Here is a 19,487-nt window from a genome sequence, read left to right on the forward strand (position 1 = left end):
CGCGCCCCGCCACTCCTTCCTAGCGTGTCCACGCATGTGAATGTCATCCATGTTTTTGAGGCGTCGCGCAGTCGACTCATGCGCTCGCACCGAGGAGATCCCCGTATGCCCGCTCCCCGCACCGTCCTGCTCACCGGCGCCGCCGGCGGCCTCGGCACCCTGATGCGCGGACTGCTGCCCGCGTACGGCTACGAACTCCGTCTCTTCGACGTCGCCCCGGTCGAGGGCGAACCGGACGCGATCACCGCCGACCTGGGCGACAAGGAGGCGCTGCGCGCGGCCGTACGGGGCGTCGACGCGATCATCCACCTCGCGGGCATCTCCCTGGAAGCCTCGTTCGACAAGATTCTGCGCGCCAACATCGAGGGGACGTACAACCTCTACGAGGCCGCCCGCGAGGAAGGCGTACGGCGCGTCGTCTTCGCCTCCTCCAACCACGTCATCGGCTACACCCCGCCCCCGGCCCCCGGCGATCCGCTGATCCCGATCGGCATCACCCGCCGCCCCGACACCTTCTACGGCCTCTCCAAGTCCTTCGGCGAGGACCTGGCCCAGCTCTACTGGGACCGGCACGGCATCGAGACCGTCTCCGTGCGCATCGGCTCCTGCTTCGCCCGGCCGTCCTCGGTACGGATGCTGTCGGTCTGGATGAGCCCCGGCGACGGCGCCCGGCTCTTCCACGCCGCGCTCACCGCCGAGGGCGTCGGACACACCGTCGTCCACGGCTCCTCCGACAACACCCGCCTGTGGTGGGACCTGTCGACGGCCAGGTCGCTGGGGTACGAGCCGCAGGACGACTCGGAGAGCTACGCCGCCGCGCTCATCGCCGAACACGGCGAACTGGACCCGGACAATCCCGAGCACGCGCACCTGGGCGGCCACTTCGTGACCGACCCGCCGATCTGGCCGCGCTGAGCCTCCACGGGCAGCCCGGCGCTGGTGGCGGGGGCAGCGGTGGCCGTGACGGGCAGGCCGGGCGGCTGACGGTGGGAGCGGGCGTGGCGGCGGGGCGGCGGGGCGGCGGGCAATAACCGGGCGACGTGCCGCCCGGCGGCCGGGCAGGATGCGCCCATGCCCAGACCCTCCGGATTCCGGTACGAGCAGCACGGCGACGCCGCCGTCACGCTCACGCATCACGGCCGCCCCGCGGGCACCCTGCGCGGCGGCCGGGCGGAGAAGTTCCTGGCCGAGGTGGAGTCGGGGGACGCCCAGCTGGTGATGGCGCGCTGGACGGGCGCGTACAAGCACGGCAACGAGCGCGCCGCCCGCGACCACCCCCGCAACCGCCGCCGGTAGAGCGGGTCCGGGGCCCGCCGCCGAGCGGGTCCGGGGGCCGCACGGAACGGTCCGGGACGGCACGCGCGCAGCCGGGTGATGGCGGGCAAAGGTAAGGGAACGGCAAAGCGGGGTCGTTCGTTACCCCGTGCATGACCGCAATGACCCCCGGCTCGAACATCCCTCTCTCCGCCGCCCGCGTGGCGGTGGACGTCGCCGCACCGGTGCGGCTCGACGTCTCGGGCCTGCTGCTCACCGCCGATGGCAAGGTGCGCTCCGACGACGACTTCATTTTCTACAACCAGCCCTCGGGCCCCGGCGTGTCCTACCGCTCCGGCGGCGGCTCCGCGCCCGACGCGATCGTGGTGGACACCGCCGCGGTCCCGCCCGGCATCGAGAAGATCGTCGTCACCGCGAGCCCGGACGCCGCGGGCCAGACCTTCCAGGGCATCGAGCCCACCGCCACCGTGCGCAACGCGGACGACGGCAGTGCGCTCGCCACCTTCACCCCGCCCCAGCTGGGCGCCGAGACGGCGCTCGTGGTCATCGAGATCTATCGGCGCAACGGCGTCTGGAAGGCCCGCGCGGTCGGCCAGGGGTATGCGAACGGGCTGGCCGGCATCGCCACGGACTTCGGCGTCTCGGTCGAGGAGCCCGCAGCGCCGGCCGCCGCGGCCACTCCGGCCCCGGTCGCCGCTCCGGCCCCGGTCGCCGCCCCCGTGGACCCGCGGGTCGCTCCCCCGGCACCGCCCGCCCCGCCCGCGCCGCCGGCCGCCGCGCCCGCCGGTTCCGGCAAGATCAACCTCGACAAGGGGCGGGTCAACCTCCAGAAGAACCAGACCGTGTCCCTGGTCAAGGGCGGCCGGCCGCTGCTGTCCCAGGTCAAGATGGGCCTCGGCTGGGAGCCCGCGTTCCGCGGCAAGGACATCGACCTCGACGCCTCGGTGATCGCCTACGGCCCCAACCGCAACCACCTGGACAGCTGCTACTTCGGCAAGCTCTCCATCCTGAACGGCGCGATCAAGCACTCCGGCGACAACCTCACGGGCGAGGGCGCGGGTGACGACGAGGTGATCGTCGTGGACCTGGGCCGCATCCCCGCCGAGGCGACCGGCCTGGTCTTCACGGTGAATTCGTTCACCGGACAGAAGTTCACCGAGGTCGCCAAGGCGTACTGCCGGCTGATCGACGCGGCCACCGGTGAAGAGCTGGTCCGCTTCGACCTGACGGGCGCCGAGCCGCAGACCGGTGTGCTGATGGCCAAGCTGATCAAGCAGTTCTCCGGCGAGTGGGAGATGACCGGCATGGGCGAGTTCGTGAAGTCGCGCACCGTGCGCGGCATGGTGAAGCCCGCCGCCAAGGCCCTGTAGGACCCCGCCCGAGCGCAAGCCCGAAGCCGTTCCCGGACTCGCCGTTCCCGGACCCGTCCGGGAACGGCTTCCGGGGCACCTGATGGTTCTCAGGTGCCCCGGATCCGGAGATTCTCCGGGTGGACGCTGCTCGTGCTCGTCCTCCTTCTCAGAGCTTGGTCAGCTTGGAGTACGGGCTCAGGATCCTCCCCTGTCGCCCCGAGAAGTCGATGAGGACTGCATCGTTGTCGCCCTCGACAGCAAGGATTCTGCCGAGCCCGAACTGGTCGTGCGACACCCTGTCGCCCACATCGAAACATTCGACCGGTGGGGCCGCCTGGGCCGGGCGGTTGAAGGGACTGGAAGGCAGGTGACGCCGGGATCCGGCTGACTGTTTCATTACCTTGAGTATGCGCCTCCCGGACGCCCGACGCCATGCCCGACCGCTCCCGGGGGCCCAGTAGTGCCGGATTCGTAATCAGGCGTTACCGGGGCCAGTCGGCGGTTCCGGCCGCTGCCGGCCGGGGCGTCACACGGAATTCCGCGCCGGAAAGACCCCCGAAGGTGTGGTGGTTCTCCCCTCCGGACAGGGTGTGGCGGACCCGGCGCGCGGCCCGGTTCCGGGCGCGGCCGGGCGCGGCCGCCGGGAAGCCCCCGACGACCGCGCCACCGAACGTGACCGCCCCCTGCCCGTCGGTGACGACGGGGCACCCGGTCGGTACCGGTTCGGCCCACCCCCGTCAGTACCGGTTCGGCCCACGCCCGTCAGTGCCGGTTCGGCTGACGCTTCCACGGACCGGTGATGGCGAGCATGATGCCGGGCGTCTGGATGTTGGCGAACAGCGTCTTCCCGTCGGGCGAGAAGGTGACCCCGGCGATCTCGCTGTACGAGGGGTCCTCCGCGGTGCCCGCGTTGAGCTCGTTGCGCGCGATCGGGTACGTCCGGCCGCTCTCGGTGGCCCCGAAGAGGTGCTGGATGCCCTCGCCGTCCTCGGAGATGACGATGCCGCCGTACGGCGAGACGGTGATGTTGTCCGGGCCGTCGAAGGCGCCGTCCTTCGACGGGTCGGCGTTGACGCCGAGGAGCACCTTCAGGGTCACCGTGCGGCGCTTCGGGTCGTAGAACCAGACCTGGCCGTCGTGCTGGACGGGGCTCTCGTCGCGGGCGAAGGAGGAGACGAAGTAGGCGCCGCCGTCGCCCCACCACATGCCTTCGAGCTTGCGGGCGCGGGTGATGTCGGTGTCGGCGAACTGCTTGCGCACCGAGACCTTCTTGGCATCACGGTCGGGGACGTCGACCCAGTCGACGCCGTACACCGTGCCGATCTTCGTGGCACGGGACAGGTCGTCGACGAACCGCCCGCTCTTGTCGAAGCACCTGGTGGCCTGGAGGACACCGGCGTCGTCGGCGAGCGTGCGCAGCTTGCCCCGGCCGTGCTTGAAGCCGTGCGGCGGGACCCAGCGGTAGAGCAGTCCGTTGGGGCCGGAGGCGTCCTCGGTCAGGTAGGCGTGGCCGCGCTTGGGGTCGATGACGACGGCCTCGTGGGCGTACCGGCCGAACGCCTTGATCGGGCGCGGGTCGCGGTTGGCGCGCTTGTCGTAGGGGTCGACCTCGAAGACGTAGCCGTGGTCCTTGAGCAGACCGTTCTTGCCCGCCTTGTCCTCGGTCTCCTCGCAGGTCAGCCAGGTGCCCCAGGAGGTGCTGCCGCCCGCGCAGTTGGTGGACGTACCGGCGATGCCGACCCATTCGGCGGTGCGGCCGTCGCGGCGGGTCTCCACGACCGTGCAGCCACCGGCCGCGACCGGGTCGTAGACGAGGCCCTCGGTGAGCGGGACCGGGTACTGCCACTTGGCGCGGGTGCCGCTCAGCTCGTGGTTGTTGACGAGGAGAGTGACGCCGCGGGGGCCTTCGAAGGCGGCCGTGCCGTCGTGGTTGGAGGGGGTGTACTCGCCCGACTCCAGCTTGGTGACACCGCTGTGGGTGACGATCCGGTACGAGAATCCGGCGGGCAGCGCGAGGATGCCCTTGGGGTCGGGGAGGAGCGGGCCGTAGCCGGGCTCCCTGCCGTGCCCGTGGTGGTCGTGGCCGTGGCCGTCGTGGTCATGGCCGTCGTGGCCGTGCCTCGCGTCCTCGGCGGCGAGGGCGCCGGGCGCGGTGGCCAGGGCGCCGACGGCACCGGTGAGGGCGATGCCCGCGCCGGTGAGGGCGGACTGTCTGGTGAATTCCCTGCGTGTGAACGACATGGCGGACTCCTGGTGCGGCGGGCGGCGTGACTGGCGCGATCACGTTCCCTCCCCCGGGCGAACGCCGGTTGAACAGCACACGACTTCGAGCCGCACCCTTGCTGTGAACGCAGGTGGGGCGGGTCCGGAAGCCGGGCCCGCCCCACCCACCACAGGTGTCCCGTGCGGCACTGACCGCACCGCTCAAGGGTCCTGTTCAAGCCACACGCTCGGGCGGCTCGCTCGCCCTCGCGCTCGCGACCCGCTCACGCCAGGCGCTCAAACCAGGCCCTCACGCCACGCCCTCAAGCGGCCAGGCTCACACCAAGCCCTCGGCGGCCTCGCTCAGGCGCCCGTGCGTGAGCGGGCCTTGAACGCCGCCTTCCGGGCGTCCTTCGCCGACCTCTTGTCGCTGTGCAGCCGCCCCATGGCCTCCAGCACGTCCGCCGTAGCCGGGTGGTCCACCCGCCAGGCCCCGTCGAAGAAGCCGCTGTGCTGCCCGGCCAGGCCCTCCACCAGCCCCTGGAGCTCGTCCAGATCACCGTCCGCGTCGAGCTGCGCGGCGATGGTGTCGATGGCCAGCCAGAAGACCATCGACTCCGGCGGTACGGGCACGTCGGCGGCACCGCGCTCGGCGAGCCAGACCCGGGCGAGGCCGCCCAGCTCGGGGTCGTCCAGCACCGCGCGTACCGCCGGCTCCGCCTCGTGGCCCGCCAGGGCGAGCGCCTGCTGGCAGTGGAGCCGGCGCAGCGGGGCGCCCTCGTCCGTACCGCGCGCCGCCGCCAGCAGGTCGGCCGCCGCCGCCACCGCGTCGCCCGTGCCCCGGCGGGCGAGCCAGAGCTCGACCTCGGACCGGGCCGCCGCCTCCGGGTAGTGGGCGATGCCGTCGAGGAGCGCGTCGGCGCCCTTGTCGGCGAGGTCACCGACGGCGGGCGCGTCCACTCCGGCCTCCAGCATCCGGTTGCGGATGCCGTAGAGGCCGAGCGGGGTGAGCTTGACCATGCCGTAGCGGGTGACGTCGTCCTCGTCGGGGAGACCGGCCGACCCGTCGCCCTCGCCCTCCTCGACCAGCAGCGCCTCGTCCACCGGCCGGTACTCGACGATCCCGATGGGTTCCAGCAGCCGGAACTGGTCGTCCAGCCGCATCATCGCCTCCGACACCTGCTCCAGGATGTCGTCGGTGGGCTCGCCCATGTCGTCGGGCACGATCATCGACGCGGCGAGGGCCGGCAGCGGTACGGGGGTGTCGCCCGCGCCGTTCTCCGCGAGGGTGAGGAGATACAGGTTGCCGAGGACTCCGTCGAGGAATTCCGCCTCCGCCTCCGGGTCCCAGTCCAGGGCGTCGAAGTCGATCGAGCCGTCCTCCTGGACGAGATCGGCGAAGTCGTCGAAGACCGGTGCGGTGGCGTCGGCGTGCACGGCCTCCAGGCCTTCGAGCCAGAGCGCCAGGATGTCCTGCGGGGAGCCGCCGGTGAGCACGGCCAGGCCCTCGCCCACCGTGACGGTCCCTTCGGCCTCCGCGACGTCCTCGGCGCCTTCGGAGCCCTCGGGCACCTCGTCATCGCCCTCGGGATCGGTGACATCGAGGAGCCCGGTGTCGACGGCGAGGCGCCACGCCTCACTGGCGTACGCGGCACCGTCCTCGTCCGGGGAGAGGCCCAGGTGCTCGGCCGCCGCGGGCAGCTGTGCCTCGACCAGCTCGCCGCCCGCGCCGACCCGGGTCCCGGGTCCGGCCCAGCGGGCGAGCCGGACTGCGCGGGCGAGCAGCGGAGCGGCCAGTGCGGCCCGCGCCAGCTCGGCCTCGGAGTGCAGCCGCACCGGCGGCAGGGTGGGGCGCTCTGCGGACATCGGGGGTTCTCCTCGGGACGTGCTCGGGCGTACCGGGTGTGTACGCGGTTGGGCCGCCCAAGCGTAGACGCATTTCGCCCCATGCCACCCGGTTCGCAGAACGTACCGCGACCGTCATCCGGGGAACCTTGACAACTCACGTGCGGACCCAAGAGATTGACGCGCGTAGACCTGTACCGTCCTGTCCGGTACGGGCCCGTCTCCGCCCCCGAACCTCCGGAGTCCGTGATGCCTGCCGCATCCTCCCGAACCACCGCCGTCTCCGCCGTCGTGACCGCCGCCCTGGCCGCGGGTCTGCTCACCGGTGCGTCCTCGGCCGTCGCCGCCGACGGCCAGGTCCGTATCCATGACATCCAGGGCGCCACCCGGATATCCCCGCTGGCCGGCACCCAGGTCACCGACGTCCCGGGCATCGTCACCGGTGTGCGGGGTTACGGCTCGAAGGGCTTCTGGTTCCAGGACCCGAACCCCGACGCCGACCGGGCCACCAGTGAGGGTGTCTTCGTCTACACGGGTTCGTCGCCCGCCGTCGCGGTCGGCGACGCGGTCACCGTCTCGGGCACGGTCGCCGAGTACGTCCCCGGCGGCGCCGCCTCCGGCAACCAGTCGCTCACCCAGCTCACCAAGCCCACCGTCGCCGTGGTCTCGTCCGGCAACGCGCTGCCCTCCCCGGTCACCGTCTCGGAACGCTCGGTCCCCTCCCGCTACGCCCCGGCGGGCGACCCGGCGGCGGGCGGCTCGGTCAACGGGCTCCCGCTCTCCCCCGGCCGGTACGCCCTGGACTTCTACGAGTCCCTGGAGGGCATGAACGTCCGCGTCGGCTCCTCGCGCGTGGTCGGCGCCACCGACACGCACGCGGAGCTGTGGGTGACGGTGAAGCCGCACGAGAACGCCAACCGCCGGGGCGGCACGGTCTACGGCTCGTACACCTCGCAGAACACCGGACGGCTCCAGATCCAGTCGCTGGTGCCGCTCGCCGAGCAGCCGTTCCCCAAGGCCGATGTCGGTGATGTGCTGGCGGGCAGGACGGAAGGGCCGCTGGACTTCAGCCAGTACGGCGGCTACACGCTGACCGCCCGCACCCTCGGCACGGTCCTCGACCGCGGGCTGCGCCAGGAGCGGACCCGTGCCCAGCGCGACGGTGAGCTCGCGGTGGCGACGTACAACGTGGAGAACCTCGACCCGGGCGACCCGCAGGAGAAGTTCGACGCGCTGGCCGCGGCTGTCGTGGACAACCTCGCCTCGCCGGACATCCTGGCCCTGGAGGAGATCCAGGACGACAACGGCGCGACGGACGACGGCACGGTCTCGGCCGAACAGACCGTGCGCAGGTTCACCGAGGCGGTCGCGGCGGCGGGCGGCCCGGCCTACGACTGGCGTTCCATCGCCCCCGAGGACAAGAAGGACGGCGGCGAGCCGGGCGGCAACATCCGCCAGGTCTTCCTGTTCAACCCGGAGCGGGTGTCGTTCACCGACCGCGCGGGCGGCGACGCGACGACGGCGACCGAGGTCGTACGGGAGCGGGGCGGGGCGGCCCTGACGCACTCCCCCGGCCGGATCGATCCGGCGGCGGCCGCGTGGACGGACAGCCGCAAGCCGCTCGTCGGCGAGTTCGCCTTCCGGGGGCGTCCGGTGTTCGTCGTCGCCAACCACTTCGCGTCGAAGGGCGGCGACGAGTCGATCCTCTCGCACCACCAGCCGCCGACGCGCTCCTCGGAGGTCCAGCGCCTGGCGCAGGCCACCTCGGTCAACACCTTCGTGAAGAAGCTGCTGAGCGCGGACAAGCGCGCCGACGTCCTGGTCGTGGGTGACATCAACGACTTCGAGTTCTCCGGTACGACGGGGGCGCTGACAGCCGGTGGTGCGCTGTACCCGGCGGTGAAGTCCCTGCCTCGGTCGGAGCGTTACTCGTACGTCTTCCAGGGCAACACCCAGGTCCTGGACCAGATCCTGACCAGCCCGTCGATCCGCGGCTTCGACTACGACAGCGTGCACATCAACGCGGAGTTCGCCGACCAGAACAGCGACCACGACCCGCAGGTGCTGCGCTTCCGCCCCTGAGCGGCCCCGCTACCCGCCCGCGCCGAGGGAGAGCGCGGGCGCGTAGCGGTGCACACCGCCGCCGGTCACCCCCGGGTAGGACCGCACCTTCTCCCACTGCGGCGTCCGGGACCCGATGCCGTCTCCGGGTGCGGACAGGGCGTCGAGGTGGGCCTGTGCGCTCTCCCACTCGGCGTAGTTGAGGACGCGTGTGCCGTCCGTGCTCACATGGAAGTGCCCGGCGATACCGCCCGCGGCGGGCGCCGGATCGGTGCCCAGCGCCTCGAACACCGAGTCCACCCAGTCCCGTTGCCGGGCCGGGTCGGGACCCGCGAACTCCACGTCGACGATCACGACACACCCGGGCTCGCGGCTCTCGCCCCCGGCCAGGGGTGTGGAGCGGTACGGCTCGTACGTGTGCAGCCCGAGGCGTTCGATGCCGGGGACGGCGGCGTCGATGTCGGCGTTGCGCGCGTCGCGGCTCTCCCGGAAGAAGTCCTGGTACGCCTGTTCACCGGACCACTGCGAGTAGTGCAGCAGCGTCCTGCCGTCCTCCCCCGTGTACACGCTGTACGAGAGCAGCCCCGGATGCGGCCAGTCGCGGCCTCCCCATGCCTCACGGATGGCCTCGACGCTCCGGCGCTGCCGCTCGGGCGTACCGACGTCCCAGGTGCTGACCTTGACGATGCCGGCATCGGAACGCGTCAGGTCGGGCCGGGAGTTGAACTGCACGGTCATGACGGTGATCCCCTCTGGCCGCACCCGGTGGTGCGCCGCCGCTCACCACACTGATCCCTCAAGCGCACTTGAGGTCAAGAAGCGCAGGCCGGCCCCACTCGACCGGGTGCACGCCGGACGGGGCGGGGCAGGGTACCGGGATGACTGTCTCCGTGGCCCACCTCAGCGATCCCCACCTCACGACCGGTGTCCTGGCCGGCGCCCCCGCCACCGGGCTGAACACCGCCCTGCGCCGGGTGCTGGCGCTCGAACCCCGCCCCGACTGCGTGGTCGTCACCGGCGATCTGACCGAGCACGGTGAGCCCGGGGAGTACGCCGTGCTGCGCGAGCTGATCGATGACTTCCCGCTGCCGTTGCACCTGGTGGCGGGGAATCACGACGCGCCCGGCGCGCTGGTAGGGGCGTTCGGCGGGACACCCTTCCTGGGCGGCGGCCGGCTGCCGTACTACGCGGTGGAGCATCCGGCGCTCACGGTTCTCGTCCTGGACTCGACGGTGCCCGGTTCGGGCGGTGGCCGCCTCGGGCCGGACCAACTGGCCTGGCTCGACACGGCGCTCGCCCACCGGCCCGGGGTTCCCGCCCTCGTCTGCCTGCACCACCCTCCGGTCCCGGTCGGCATCCCGTTCCTGGACGGGATGCGCCTGGCCGACGGCGCGGCACTGGCCGACGTCGTCGCCGCCCACCCGCATGTCGTACGGGTGCTGGCGGGCCACGTCCACCGCCCGGTCACGGCGGCGTTCGCGGGCAGCACGGTGGCGGTCGCCCCGAGCACATATCTCCAGAGCGGCCTGGTACGGGGCGGGGGCCTGCCGGGATACCTGCCCGAGCCGACGTCCTTCCTGCTGCACCTGCTCACCGGGGACACCGCGGCGGACGGCTGGGTCACCCATATCGTCCCGGTGAGCCATACGGCCGCGCCGCTGCTCGGCCGCTGACCGCCCGGCGCACCCGCCTCAGATGCTCAGGCGGGTACGCCAGGCGGTCATGTTCAGTTCGTCCATCAGGCGGATGTCGTGGCCCTCCAGCGGGAAGACGCGGGCGCCCGTGTCGGTGGCGGCGGCGATCTCCAGCGCGTCGCCCTCGATGAGGTCGCCGCCCTCCTGGGTGGAGACCCAGGCGAGGATCGACTTCACAGCGGCACCGGGCTTCAGCGTGACCTCCTTCGGCCCCGGGTCCTGGCCGAAGTACGAGCCGCCCGGATTCACCTTGACCGGCAGCCGTTCGCCCTCCTCGCCCAGCGCCTGGACCGAGGGATAGCCGTGGACGCGGTAGGGCTTGTCGCCGCAGTTGGTGAGCGTGAGCACCACGGCCCGGTGCATCATCGCGGTCTCCACCTGCCCCATGTCCACGACGACACCGGAGGCGGGGCAGTCGCCGGAGGCGGTGGCGCCGTCACCGGGGCGGGAGCCCCGGTCCGGTGCGCCGGTCACCGGCGGGCCCGGCGGGGCGGCGGGGGTCGGCGGCAGGGTGTCCGCGTGCACACCGGACGGGACCGTACGCGTGGCGCTCGGCGTGGGTTCCGGCTCGCCCTCACCGGCCGGGACGAGGAATCCGGAACAGCCGCTCAGGACCATCCCGGCCACCGCCGGCCATGCCGCCGCAACCGCTCTCCGTACCCGCTTCCTCATACGCCCACCCCTCGCAACGACCCGCGCCCGCCTGTCCGTTGGATCATGTCAGACGGCCGGGGCCGGGCGGCTGCGGAGCGGTCCGGTGCGGATGCCCGGCCCTCGGGCCGCGTCCCGCAGGGTTTTCCCCGGCCTGCGAAGGCGGCGGTCGGCCGCGTCCGGGCGCGCCCGGCCGACCGGGACCGTTCAGCATCGCTTCCCTGTCACGCCAAGCAGATCTAAGTGGACCTTCACCGTCATGGGGCCGACACTTCGGACATGACCCCCCTTGCGCCACGCCCCTTCGGCCGCACCCTCTGCGCCATGATCACGCCGTTCACCGCCGCCGGTGAGCTGGACCTGGACGCGGCCCGCGCACACGCCACCGGTCTGGTCGCGGACGGCTGTGACGGGCTGGTGCTCAGCGGCACCACCGGTGAGTCCCCCACCACGGGCGATGCCGAGAAGACCGCGCTGCTGCGGGCGGTCCGGGAGGCGGTCGGCGACGGGGTGACGCTGGTCGCGGGCGTCGGCAGCGCCGACACCCGGCACACGGTGGCCCTGGCCCGGGAGGCCGAGGACGCGGGCGCGGACGGCCTCCTGGTGGTCACCCCGTACTACAGCCGCCCCCCGCAGGCCGCCGTCGAGGCGCACTTCCTGCGGGTCGCGGAGGCGTCCGGCATCCCGCTGATGCTGTACGACATCCCGGGCCGCACCGGCACCCGCGTCGAACCGGAGACCCTGCTGCGGCTCGCGGAGCACCCGCGCGTCGTGGCGGTGAAGGACTGCGCGTACGACCTGCTCGGCTCGACGAAGGTGATGACCCGGACCTCGCTGGCGTACTACTCGGGCTGCGAGGAGCTGAACCTTGCGCTGTACGCGCTGGGCGGCGCGGGCTATGTCAGCACGGTCGCCAATGTGGCGCCACGTCAGATGCGGGCGCCCCTGGACGCGTTCGACGCGGGCCGCACGGCCGAGGCGGCCCGTCTGAACGGCCTCACCGCACACCTCACCGAGCTGATGATGGCCTCCGGCCTGCCCGGCACCGTCACCGCCAAGGCCCTGCTCGCGGCGGGCCCGGTCCGTGAACCGCTACAGCCCGCCGGGCGCGGGGCGACCGACGGGCTGCGGAAGGCGTACGAGGAACTCCTCGCCGCTACACGCTAGTTGTGGGCGTGCAGGATGTCGTTGAGCCCGTCCCACACCGAGTTGTTCGGGCGGGCCTCGACGGTGCCGGTGACCGAGTTGCGGCGGAAGAGGATGTTCGAGGCGCCGGAGAGCTCACGGGCCTTGACGACCTGGCCGTCCGGCAGCGTGACGCGCGTACCGGCCGTGACATACAGCCCGGCCTCCACGACGCACTCGTCGCCGAGCGCGATCCCGACGCCCGCCTCGGCGCCGATCAGGCAGCGCTCGCCGATGACGATGCGCTCCTTGCCGCCGCCGGAGAGGGTGCCCATGGTGGAGGCGCCGCCGCCGATGTCGGAGCCGTCGCCGATGACGACGCCCGCGGAGATCCGGCCCTCGACCATCGAGGTGCCGAGCGTGCCCGCGTTGAAGTTCACGAAGCCCTCGTGCATGACCGTCGTGCCGGACGCGAGGTGCGCCCCGAGCCGTACGCGGTCGGCGTCGGCGATGCGTACACCCTTCGGTGCGACGTAGTCCGTCATGCGCGGGAACTTGTCGACCGAGGTGACCTGGAGGTGCAGACCCTCGGCACGGGCGTTCAGCCGCACCTTCTCCAGGTCGTCGACGGCGACGGGGCCGAGCGAGGTCCAGGCGACGTTGGCGAGCAGGCCGAAGAGCCCGTCGAGGTTCTGGCCGTGCGGCTGGACGAGACGGTGCGAGAGCAGGTGCAGACGCAGGTACGCGTCGTGCGCGTCGAGCGGCTTGTCGTCGAGCGAGGAGATGACCGTGGAGACGGCGACGACCTCGACACCGCGCCGGGCGTCCACGCCGAGGGCCTTGGCCGCACCCTCGCCGAGCCGGTTCACGGCCTCCTCGGCACTGAGGCGCTGCGTGCCGGCCGGGCCGGGCTCGGCGGACAGCTCGGGGGCGGGGAACCAGGTGTCGAGGACGGTGCCGTCACCGGCGATGGTGGCGAGGCCGGCGGCGACGGCGCCGGTGGTGCGGGCAGAACCCTGGGAAGTCGTGTCGGTCATGAACAGAAACCTAACCGGCCGGGGCCCGCTCCGGCGAACCGGTCTCAGCGTCCGGGCCGCACGTCGCCGCGCCGGTCCCCACACCCCTGCCGTACCCCGCCGCCGCGCCGGTCCCCAGGTCCTCGCCGCGCCCCGCCGGGATACCGGCCGCCGCCTCGCCCTTCCCGCACCCCGCCGCACGCGGGGGCCGTCCGGGTTCCCGCAGCCGCCGCGCCGCCAGCACCGCCACCCCGGCACCGCCCGCGAGCACCGCGCAGACCGGCCACAGCAGCGCCGGGGCGCTCGCGTACAGCGCCCCGCCCAGCGGTGGTGCCAGAACCTGACCGCTGATCGAGGCGCCCGCGTACAGGCTCTGGAACCGGCCCTGCGCGTGGCCGGGCGCCTGGTCGGCGACGTACGCCGTGGCGGGCGTCTTGTAGAGGATCTCCCCCAGGGTCAGCGACAGCATCATGGCGACGGCGAACACCGCTCCGGCCCCGGGTATCAGTACGGCGTACCCCAGCCCCACCAGCAGCAGGCCCGCCCCGACGATGCCGAGCGGTGACCGCTTGCGCAGGGCGTGCGCGGCGGGCAGTTCGAGGCAGAGGATGACACCGCCGTTGATGGCGATCAGCCAGCCGTAGAACTGGGTGCCGAGGCCGTGGTCGGCGAGGAACACGGGCAGGGTGGAGTACTGCTGCCGGTAGACGAGGTCGACGCAGACGATCGCGGCGAGCAGCACCAAAACCGCCGGTCTGGCCCGCAGTTCGCGCCAGAGCCCCGGCGCGTGCGGGTCGCGCGCGGACCCGGTGTGCGCGATGTCGCGGGCCGGCAGGATCTTGGCGACGTACGCGGGAAGAGCAGGGTGCCGAGCCCGTCGGCCAGGAAGAGCCAGTCGTACGAGAAGCGGGCGGCGATCAGCGCGCCGAGCGGCGGTCCGACGGCGAAGCCCCCGTTCGCCGCGAAGCGGGTGAGGGCGAAGCTCTGACGTCGGCCACCCTCGGGCACGGACACCGCGACGAGCGCGGAATTGGCCGCGCGGACGACGCCCGAGGCGTACTGGGCGAGCGGCAGCACCGCGTAGAGGGCGGCGATCGGCAGGGCGGGCAGGGTGACGAGTGCGGCACCGCTCGTACAGGCGCCGATCAGGAGCATCCGGCGGTGCCCGTACCGGTCGCCGAACCAGCCCCCGGTGAAATTCCCGGCGACCAGCCCGACACCGCCGATGCCGCCGATCGCTCCGGCCTGGGTGACGGACAGACCGCGCGGTCCCGTCAGATGGACGAAGAGATAGACGAACGTGAAGCTGACGACGCCGTTGAGAAATGCGCCCACAGCCAGCAGCCGTACCGTTCTCGGCACTCCGCGCAGCATGCCCGTTCCACCCGCCCCCGATAAAGTTCCCTTTGGGAACGGACTAGGGCAGCATGCTTTCGGCAGGTCAACCGCGTACAACTGACCGGGACCGACAGCCGAGGGAAGCCACGAACGGAAGAGGGCGAGCCATGCCACAGCGCACCAGCCTGGCGGACGCCGACTGCTCGATCGCCCAGGCGCTGGACGTCGTCGGCGACCGGTGGACCCTGCTGATCGTGCGCGACACGGCGCGCGGGGTGCACCGCTTCGACGCCCTCCAGCAGGAGCTGGGCGTCTCGCGCAAGGTGCTCACCGAACGGCTGCGCCTGCTGGTCGAGGCGGACGTGCTCGCGCGGGAGCCGTACCAGGACCGCCCCGTCCGGTACGAGTACCGGCTCACCCCGCGCGGCCGCGCTCTGCTGCCCGTACTGATCGCGCTCCAGGACTGGGGCGACGCCTGGGTGCTGGGGGACGGGGAGACGATGGCGACGACGGCCGAGTCGTCGAAGGAGGCGGCGCGGGTGCGCGCCCTGGTGGGCACCCGGCTGCCGGAGCTGCTCGTGCCGGACCACGACGGCGCACCGCGCGACCCGGTCGCCGACGCCACCCCGTACACCGTCCTGTACTGCTTCCCCGGCGCGTACGCGCGCCAGGACGCCTACCCGCCGGGGTGGGGGCGGATTCCCGGGGCGAGCGGCTGCACCCTCGAATCGTGCACGTACCGGGACCTGTGGGCGGAGTTCACGGAGGCCGGCGCGACCGTGCACGGGGTGTCCACCCAACGCCCGGACGAGCAGCGGGCGTTCGCCGACGCGGAGGGGCTGCGCTTCCCGCTGCTCTCCGACGCGGGACTGTCCCTGACGGCGGCCCTGCGGCTGCCGACGTTCCGGGCGGCGGGCGTCAGCCGGCTCAAGCGGCTGACGCTGGTGGTGGACCGGGACCGGACGATCCACGAGGCGCTGTACCCGATCACGGACATCGAGGCGAGCGTACGCACGGCGCTGACCACGGTGCGCCGCCTGAGCGCGCCCGCCTGACCGCACCGGACGGACCGTCCCGAACGGGCCACCCCGGTCCGCACGGGACCGCACCGCACCGGGCCGGGCCGCACCGGGCCGCACCGGGCCGCACCGCACCGAGCCGAACTCACCTGGCGTCACGGGGCCGTTGGCGCCGGACGAACCCACCCGGCCGACCGTCCACCCACCCGGCACACCGGCTGCGGCCCCGGCCAGCGTCAGGCACCGGCGACTCGGGCCAGCATCTCCCGGGTGTAAGCCGCGTCGTAGGAACCGCCGGTGAGCAGCACCTGGAGGCAGATCCCGTCCATCAGCGCGACGAGCGCCCGCGCGGTGGCCGGGTCGGTGCGCCGGACCAGCAGTTCGACCACGCCATCGGTCCACTCGGCGGCGACGGGACGCAGCGCGGGGCGGCGCAGGGCGGCGAGATACAGCTCGTACTCCAGCTCCGTCGCCCCGCGCTCGCCCTCGAACCACTCCCCCAGCAGCCTGCTCAGCTCGTCGACCAGCTCGGCCCCGCACCGCTGACCGGAGGGTGCGGCAAAGACGCTGCTCTCCCTCAGCGCCTGGGCGAAGCCCTCATTGCACCGGCGCAGGGCGGCGATCAGCAGCTCGTCGAGCGAGCCGAAGTGATACGTCGTCGAGCCGAGCGGCACGTCCGCCTCGGCGGCGACGGAGCGATGGGTGAGCCCCGCGATGCCGTCGGCGGCGACCACGCGGATGGCCGCGTCGATGATGCGCTCGCGCCGCTCGGGGTCGTAACGCCGGGCCATCAGTGGGCTCCACCCAGGTTGAGCACCACGACTCCGGCGATGATCAGGGCGATGCCCGCCACCTTGAACAGGCTGCCGGACTCCCCCATGAAGATCACGCCGATCGCGGCGACGGCGGCGGTGCCCACTCCGGCCCAGATCGCGTAGGCCGTGCCCACGGACAGCGTCTTCAGCGTCTGCGCGAGCAGGGAGAAGGCGAGGACGTACCCCACGAGGGTGATGAGCGAGGGCCAGAGCCTGGTGAATCCCTCGCTGTACTTCATGGCCGTCGTCGCGGCCACCTCGGCCGTGATGGCCGCTGCCAGCAGTCCGTATCCCATGTGTACAAGTGTACGCATCGTTGCGTACGGCCGTACACATGGCCGTGGCGCCCAGGGCGCTACGGTGTCCCGACCGACGACATGGCATATGACAGGGCACGGCCGGCACCGGCCGACGACACAACGGAGACGCAGTGACGCAGGACGCAGGGTGGGGCGGTGGCCCACACGGAGGCACGCCCTACGGCGGGGGCCCGCACGGAGGAGGCCCCTACGGAGGGGCTCCCCACGGAGGAGGCCCGTACGGCGGCGGGGGCTGGGACGGTGGGGGCTGGGGCAGCCCATGGGCCGCACCGCCGAAGCCGGGGGTCATACCCCTCGCCCCGATGAGGGTCTCCGACATACTCAGCGGCGCCTTCTCCACCATGGGCCGCTACTGGAAGCCCCTGTTCGGCATGGGACTGGCCGTCTTCGCGGGGGCGACGCTGCTGATGGCCGTGGGGGCCCTCATCGCGTACTCCTCCGTCGCGGACCACTGGGACGCGGTCATGGTCGACGACTACGCGGGCTCCCCGGACTCGCAGGACTGGGTTCCGCTGGTGGCCGCTTTCGGCGTGCTGATGGTCGTCGGCATCGCCGTGTACATCGTGGCCGCCGCCCTGATGCAGGCAGCGGTCCCGGCGATACTCCAGGAAGCCGTACTGGGCCGGCAGATCACCTTCGGTGCGGCCTGGCGCCGCGCCTGGTCGCGGGTCGGGGCCATGATCGGCACGGTGTTCCTCACGGCGCTGATCGCCTTCGTACCGGTCGTACTCGCCATGACCGCCTTCATCGGCGTGATGATCTACTTCATCACGCTGGGCGACGCGGACGGCGTCCTGCCGATGATGTGGATCTCCGTCGTCGGCACCCTGGCCCTCGCGCCGCTGGCGGTCTGGCTCTGGGTGAAGTTCTCGCTGGCTCCGACGATCGTGGTCTTCGAGAACCAGAGCCCGTTCGCGGCCCTGCGCCGCTCGGCCGGGCTGGTGCGCGGCGACTGGTGGCGCGTCCTGGGGATCTCGCTGCTCGGGTACGTGATGGCGTCGATGGCCGGCTCACTGCTCCAGATGCCGTTCTCGGTCCTGGGCTCGCTGCCGGGCATGACCGACACCTCGGACCTCGGCGCCGAACCGTCCGGCGTCGAGATCCTGGCCGCCATGGGCGGCCTCTTCGTCGTCATGCTGATCAGCCAACTCATCAGCCAGCTGTTCTCGACCATCTTCCCGCCGCTGATCGTCGGCCTGCTCTACGTGGACCGGCGCATGCGTACGGAGAACCTGGGCCCGGTCCTGGCCGAGGCGTCCGTCGTACTGCCCGAGCAGTACGGTCCGCCCCCGGCCTCCGCGTAACACCACCGCGCACCCCGCGCCTCCGCCCGCGCACAGCCCCGGCAGTCCCCGCGACCGCCGGGGCTGTTGCCTGTCCGGACCTATGCCGGCGCGGGCAGACGGTCGAGCCGATCGCGCTGGGCCGGGGTCAGCCGGAGGCGTTCGGCGGCGAGGTTCTCCTCCAGGTGGTCGATGCGGGCCGTGCCCGGAATGGGGAGGATGACCGGCGAGTGACCCAGCAGCCAGGCGAGAGCGACCTGCGTGGGGGTGGCCTCGGCCTCGGCGGCCATGGCGGCGATCTCTGCCCGCGCCCCGGAGGTGCGGCCCACGACGGTGGCTCGGCAACGGACAGCGAGAAGCCCCACCATGCACCGCACGATGGGGCGTCCTCGAACCGGATGGCGCTGGACCGGATGGATCAGACGGTGCCGAACTCTCCGGCTTTGACGCCCACCACGAAGGAGGCGAACGAGCCGGCGCGGAAACCCAGAACGGGGCCGCTCAGATCCTTGGAGTCACGTACGGGGACGATGCCGCGTGAGGAGGCAAGGTTGGCAGCGACCTCGACGCACTGGCCACCGTTGCCGCTGTATGAGGATTTGAACCAACCGGGGGATTCGGTCACGGGGTGCCCTTTCGTACCTGCTCGATCATGGCCACGGATGCCGCTTGGGACAGGGCTTCGGCCTGAAGCTGATGGTAGGCCGTCAGTATGGGCAGTACGAAGCTGGTTTCGCGTTCCAAATGCCCCCGCTGCGAGGACTCGGCGTACGACACAAGCGAGCGGTCCGGAAGTGTCAGCACCGTGATGGGCAGGCTGAACGGCCGACGTGCTCCCATACGGAACGGAGCAATTTGAAGCAGGGTGTTCGGCCGCTCGGCGAACTCCAGCAACTGGGCGAACTGAGCATCCATGACCGCAGGATCGCCCATCGGTCGAAGGATGCACCCTTCGTCAAGTACCGCGAAGATCAGGGGTGATGGGGAACGGGCAAGTGCGGCTTGTCGCTCTGCTACCAAAGCGACCCGCTCACTGGCTTGCTCAGCAGTGATTGCCTCCCTACGTACCGCGTCCGCCTCCAGCGTCGCCGCGTAATCCGGCGTCTGGAGCAGTCCAGGGATGACGCCGACTTCATAGAGCCTGATCTCTGCGGCGCGCACCTCTTGCCGCACGTACTCTGGGAACCCCTCCAGTAGCGCCGTGTTCTTAAGTGCACGGGTCTGGCGCTCGAACTTGTCTCCGGTGCGCAACGCACTGTCAGCACTCCGCGCGAAGCGATTAGTTGGTGGGCGACGGCCAGTTTCGACGGCAGAAACATGCGACCCGGTAATGCCCATGCGCACGCCCAGCTCGTCTTGCGTCCACCCGCGCTCGTCCCGGGCCTGCCGTAAGCACTGGCCAAACGCCTGCATGGGCGACGCCTCCGGGTCGAGTGCCTTCCGGTTCACCATGCGAGTTTCCTCACTCATCAAGCAAATCAGTCCAGTTGA

18 protein-coding genes and 2 pseudogenes are annotated in these 19,487 nt (G+C 72.0%); 8 read left to right on the forward strand and 12 right to left on the reverse strand.

Annotated features, from left to right (window positions below; translation table 11 throughout):
• The first annotated feature begins 105 nt into the window (after positions 1 to 105).
• From A6A29_RS13160 to A6A29_RS13170, 3 genes are all read left to right on the forward strand, one after another.
• On the forward strand, positions 106 to 915 hold the full coding sequence (locus tag A6A29_RS13160) for an NAD-dependent epimerase/dehydratase family protein (RefSeq protein ID WP_073720246.1): 810 nt from the start codon (positions 106 to 108) through the stop codon (positions 913 to 915).
• A gap of 156 nt (positions 916 to 1,071) precedes the next feature.
• Positions 1,072 to 1,296 (forward strand): hypothetical protein, encoded by a 225-nt coding sequence (locus A6A29_RS13165; protein ID WP_073720247.1) that lies wholly within the window; start codon positions 1,072 to 1,074, stop codon positions 1,294 to 1,296.
• Positions 1,297 to 1,427: 131 nt separating this feature from the next.
• Positions 1,428 to 2,645: a TerD family protein gene (locus A6A29_RS13170; RefSeq protein WP_198953060.1), complete on the forward strand. Its 1,218-nt coding sequence runs from the start codon at positions 1,428 to 1,430 to the stop codon at positions 2,643 to 2,645.
• 148 nt (positions 2,646 to 2,793) lie between these two features.
• Here A6A29_RS13170 and A6A29_RS46445 read toward each other — a convergent pair whose 3' ends face one another.
• The 3 genes from A6A29_RS46445 to A6A29_RS13185 form a co-directional block, all read right to left on the reverse strand.
• Positions 2,794 to 3,024 carry a hypothetical protein gene (locus tag A6A29_RS46445; RefSeq protein WP_073720249.1) on the reverse strand — a complete coding sequence of 77 codons (231 nt, stop codon included), beginning with the start codon at positions 3,022 to 3,024 and terminating at the stop codon, positions 2,794 to 2,796.
• Between the two features lie 365 nt (positions 3,025 to 3,389).
• A complete protein-coding gene (locus A6A29_RS13180) occupies positions 3,390 to 4,868 on the reverse strand; it encodes an alkaline phosphatase PhoX (RefSeq protein WP_073720250.1) in 1,479 nt (492 codons plus the stop codon).
• A gap of 324 nt (positions 4,869 to 5,192) precedes the next feature.
• Positions 5,193 to 6,695, reverse strand: a complete 1,503-nt coding sequence (locus tag A6A29_RS13185; RefSeq protein WP_073720251.1) for a hypothetical protein — start codon at positions 6,693 to 6,695, stop codon at positions 5,193 to 5,195.
• A 228-nt stretch (positions 6,696 to 6,923) separates the two neighbouring features.
• Between A6A29_RS13185 and A6A29_RS13190 the strand changes: the two genes are divergently transcribed.
• Positions 6,924 to 8,756 (forward strand): endonuclease/exonuclease/phosphatase family protein, encoded by a 1,833-nt coding sequence (locus tag A6A29_RS13190; RefSeq protein WP_073720252.1) that lies wholly within the window; start codon positions 6,924 to 6,926, stop codon positions 8,754 to 8,756.
• A 9-nt stretch (positions 8,757 to 8,765) separates the two neighbouring features.
• Here A6A29_RS13190 and A6A29_RS13195 read toward each other — a convergent pair whose 3' ends face one another.
• The gene (locus tag A6A29_RS13195; protein WP_073720253.1) at positions 8,766 to 9,473 is read right to left on the reverse strand and encodes an antibiotic biosynthesis monooxygenase; all 708 of its coding nucleotides are present in this window, start codon (positions 9,471 to 9,473) and stop codon (positions 8,766 to 8,768) included.
• Between the two features lie 140 nt (positions 9,474 to 9,613).
• Between A6A29_RS13195 and A6A29_RS13200 the strand changes: the two genes are divergently transcribed.
• Complete coding sequence (locus tag A6A29_RS13200) at positions 9,614 to 10,408, forward strand: phosphodiesterase (protein WP_073720254.1); 795 nt, start codon at positions 9,614 to 9,616, stop codon at positions 10,406 to 10,408.
• 18 nt (positions 10,409 to 10,426) lie between these two features.
• On the opposite strand, the gene A6A29_RS13205 is transcribed toward A6A29_RS13200, so the two are convergent.
• Entirely contained in the window at positions 10,427 to 11,101 is a 675-nt protein-coding gene (locus tag A6A29_RS13205; protein WP_073720255.1) for a DUF4232 domain-containing protein, read from the reverse strand.
• Positions 11,102 to 11,359: 258 nt separating this feature from the next.
• On the opposite strand from A6A29_RS13205, the gene dapA reads away from it, so the two are divergent.
• Complete coding sequence (gene dapA, locus A6A29_RS13210; RefSeq protein ID WP_073720256.1) at positions 11,360 to 12,247, forward strand: 4-hydroxy-tetrahydrodipicolinate synthase; 888 nt, start codon at positions 11,360 to 11,362, stop codon at positions 12,245 to 12,247.
• On the opposite strand, the gene dapD is transcribed toward dapA, so the two are convergent.
• Together dapD and A6A29_RS13220 are read right to left on the reverse strand one after the other, a co-directional pair.
• Positions 12,244 to 13,242, reverse strand: coding sequence for a 2,3,4,5-tetrahydropyridine-2,6-dicarboxylate N-succinyltransferase (gene dapD / locus A6A29_RS13215; RefSeq protein WP_073720257.1), 999 nt, complete (start codon positions 13,240 to 13,242; stop codon positions 12,244 to 12,246). The genes dapA and dapD overlap by 4 nt on opposite strands.
• Before the next feature lie 10 nt (positions 13,243 to 13,252).
• Positions 13,253 to 14,595: pseudogene (locus A6A29_RS13220) on the reverse strand (MFS transporter).
• A 131-nt stretch (positions 14,596 to 14,726) separates the two neighbouring features.
• On the opposite strand from A6A29_RS13220, the gene A6A29_RS13225 reads away from it, so the two are divergent.
• Positions 14,727 to 15,614 (forward strand): winged helix-turn-helix transcriptional regulator, encoded by an 888-nt coding sequence (locus A6A29_RS13225; RefSeq protein WP_073720258.1) that lies wholly within the window; start codon positions 14,727 to 14,729, stop codon positions 15,612 to 15,614.
• Positions 15,615 to 15,814: 200 nt separating this feature from the next.
• Here the strand turns inward: A6A29_RS13225 and A6A29_RS13230 are convergent, their stop codons facing one another.
• Positions 15,815 to 16,369: a TetR/AcrR family transcriptional regulator gene (locus A6A29_RS13230; RefSeq protein ID WP_073720259.1), complete on the reverse strand. Its 555-nt coding sequence runs from the start codon at positions 16,367 to 16,369 to the stop codon at positions 15,815 to 15,817.
• Complete coding sequence (locus A6A29_RS13235) at positions 16,369 to 16,689, reverse strand: DMT family transporter (protein WP_073720260.1); 321 nt, start codon at positions 16,687 to 16,689, stop codon at positions 16,369 to 16,371. Before A6A29_RS13235 ends, A6A29_RS13230 begins: the two co-directional genes overlap by 1 nt.
• 326 nt (positions 16,690 to 17,015) lie before the next feature.
• Between A6A29_RS13235 and A6A29_RS13240 the strand changes: the two genes are divergently transcribed.
• Positions 17,016 to 18,017, forward strand: a complete 1,002-nt coding sequence (locus tag A6A29_RS13240; protein WP_241838444.1) for a DUF7847 domain-containing protein — start codon at positions 17,016 to 17,018, stop codon at positions 18,015 to 18,017.
• An 80-nt stretch (positions 18,018 to 18,097) separates the two neighbouring features.
• Here the strand turns inward: A6A29_RS13240 and A6A29_RS13245 are convergent.
• From A6A29_RS13245 to A6A29_RS13255, 3 genes and pseudogenes are all read right to left on the reverse strand, one after another.
• Positions 18,098 to 18,313, reverse strand: a pseudogene (locus A6A29_RS13245) (aldo/keto reductase); the annotation flags it as partial.
• Between the two features lie 101 nt (positions 18,314 to 18,414).
• The gene (locus tag A6A29_RS13250; RefSeq protein WP_073720261.1) at positions 18,415 to 18,621 is read right to left on the reverse strand and encodes a DUF397 domain-containing protein; all 207 of its coding nucleotides are present in this window, start codon (positions 18,619 to 18,621) and stop codon (positions 18,415 to 18,417) included.
• Positions 18,618 to 19,448, reverse strand: coding sequence for a helix-turn-helix domain-containing protein (locus tag A6A29_RS13255; protein ID WP_073720262.1), 831 nt, complete (start codon positions 19,446 to 19,448; stop codon positions 18,618 to 18,620). Before A6A29_RS13255 ends, A6A29_RS13250 begins: the two co-directional genes overlap by 4 nt.
• Positions 19,449 to 19,487 lie beyond the last annotated feature (39 nt).

This window comes from Streptomyces sp. TSRI0281 (assembly GCF_001905125.1).
Lineage (GTDB): Bacteria > Actinomycetota > Actinomycetes > Streptomycetales > Streptomycetaceae > Streptomyces.

Coding starts and splice junctions, on each gene's coding strand:
- A6A29_RS13170 (WP_198953060.1), top strand. CDS start 1,428: ATGACCGCAATGACCCCCGGCTCGAACATCCCTCTCTCCGCCGCCCGC.
- A6A29_RS13190 (WP_073720252.1), top strand. CDS start 6,924: ATGCCTGCCGCATCCTCCCGAACCACCGCCGTCTCCGCCGTCGTGACC.
- A6A29_RS13165 (WP_073720247.1), top strand. CDS start 1,072: ATGCCCAGACCCTCCGGATTCCGGTACGAGCAGCACGGCGACGCCGCC.
- A6A29_RS13160 (WP_073720246.1), top strand. CDS start 106: ATGCCCGCTCCCCGCACCGTCCTGCTCACCGGCGCCGCCGGCGGCCTC.
- A6A29_RS13225 (WP_073720258.1), top strand. CDS start 14,727: ATGCCACAGCGCACCAGCCTGGCGGACGCCGACTGCTCGATCGCCCAG.
- A6A29_RS13235 (WP_073720260.1), bottom strand. CDS start 16,689: ATGGGATACGGACTGCTGGCAGCGGCCATCACGGCCGAGGTGGCCGCG.
- A6A29_RS13185 (WP_073720251.1), bottom strand. CDS start 6,695: ATGTCCGCAGAGCGCCCCACCCTGCCGCCGGTGCGGCTGCACTCCGAG.
- A6A29_RS13180 (WP_073720250.1), bottom strand. CDS start 4,868: ATGTCGTTCACACGCAGGGAATTCACCAGACAGTCCGCCCTCACCGGC.
- A6A29_RS13230 (WP_073720259.1), bottom strand. CDS start 16,369: ATGGCCCGGCGTTACGACCCCGAGCGGCGCGAGCGCATCATCGACGCG.
- A6A29_RS13195 (WP_073720253.1), bottom strand. CDS start 9,473: ATGACCGTGCAGTTCAACTCCCGGCCCGACCTGACGCGTTCCGATGCC.
- A6A29_RS13240 (WP_241838444.1), top strand. CDS start 17,016: ATGAGGGTCTCCGACATACTCAGCGGCGCCTTCTCCACCATGGGCCGC.
- A6A29_RS46445 (WP_073720249.1), bottom strand. CDS start 3,024: ATGAAACAGTCAGCCGGATCCCGGCGTCACCTGCCTTCCAGTCCCTTC.
- dapD (WP_073720257.1), bottom strand. CDS start 13,242: ATGACCGACACGACTTCCCAGGGTTCTGCCCGCACCACCGGCGCCGTC.
- dapA (WP_073720256.1), top strand. CDS start 11,360: ATGACCCCCCTTGCGCCACGCCCCTTCGGCCGCACCCTCTGCGCCATG.
- A6A29_RS13205 (WP_073720255.1), bottom strand. CDS start 11,101: ATGAGGAAGCGGGTACGGAGAGCGGTTGCGGCGGCATGGCCGGCGGTG.
- A6A29_RS13255 (WP_073720262.1), bottom strand. CDS start 19,448: ATGGTGAACCGGAAGGCACTCGACCCGGAGGCGTCGCCCATGCAGGCG.
- A6A29_RS13200 (WP_073720254.1), top strand. CDS start 9,614: ATGACTGTCTCCGTGGCCCACCTCAGCGATCCCCACCTCACGACCGGT.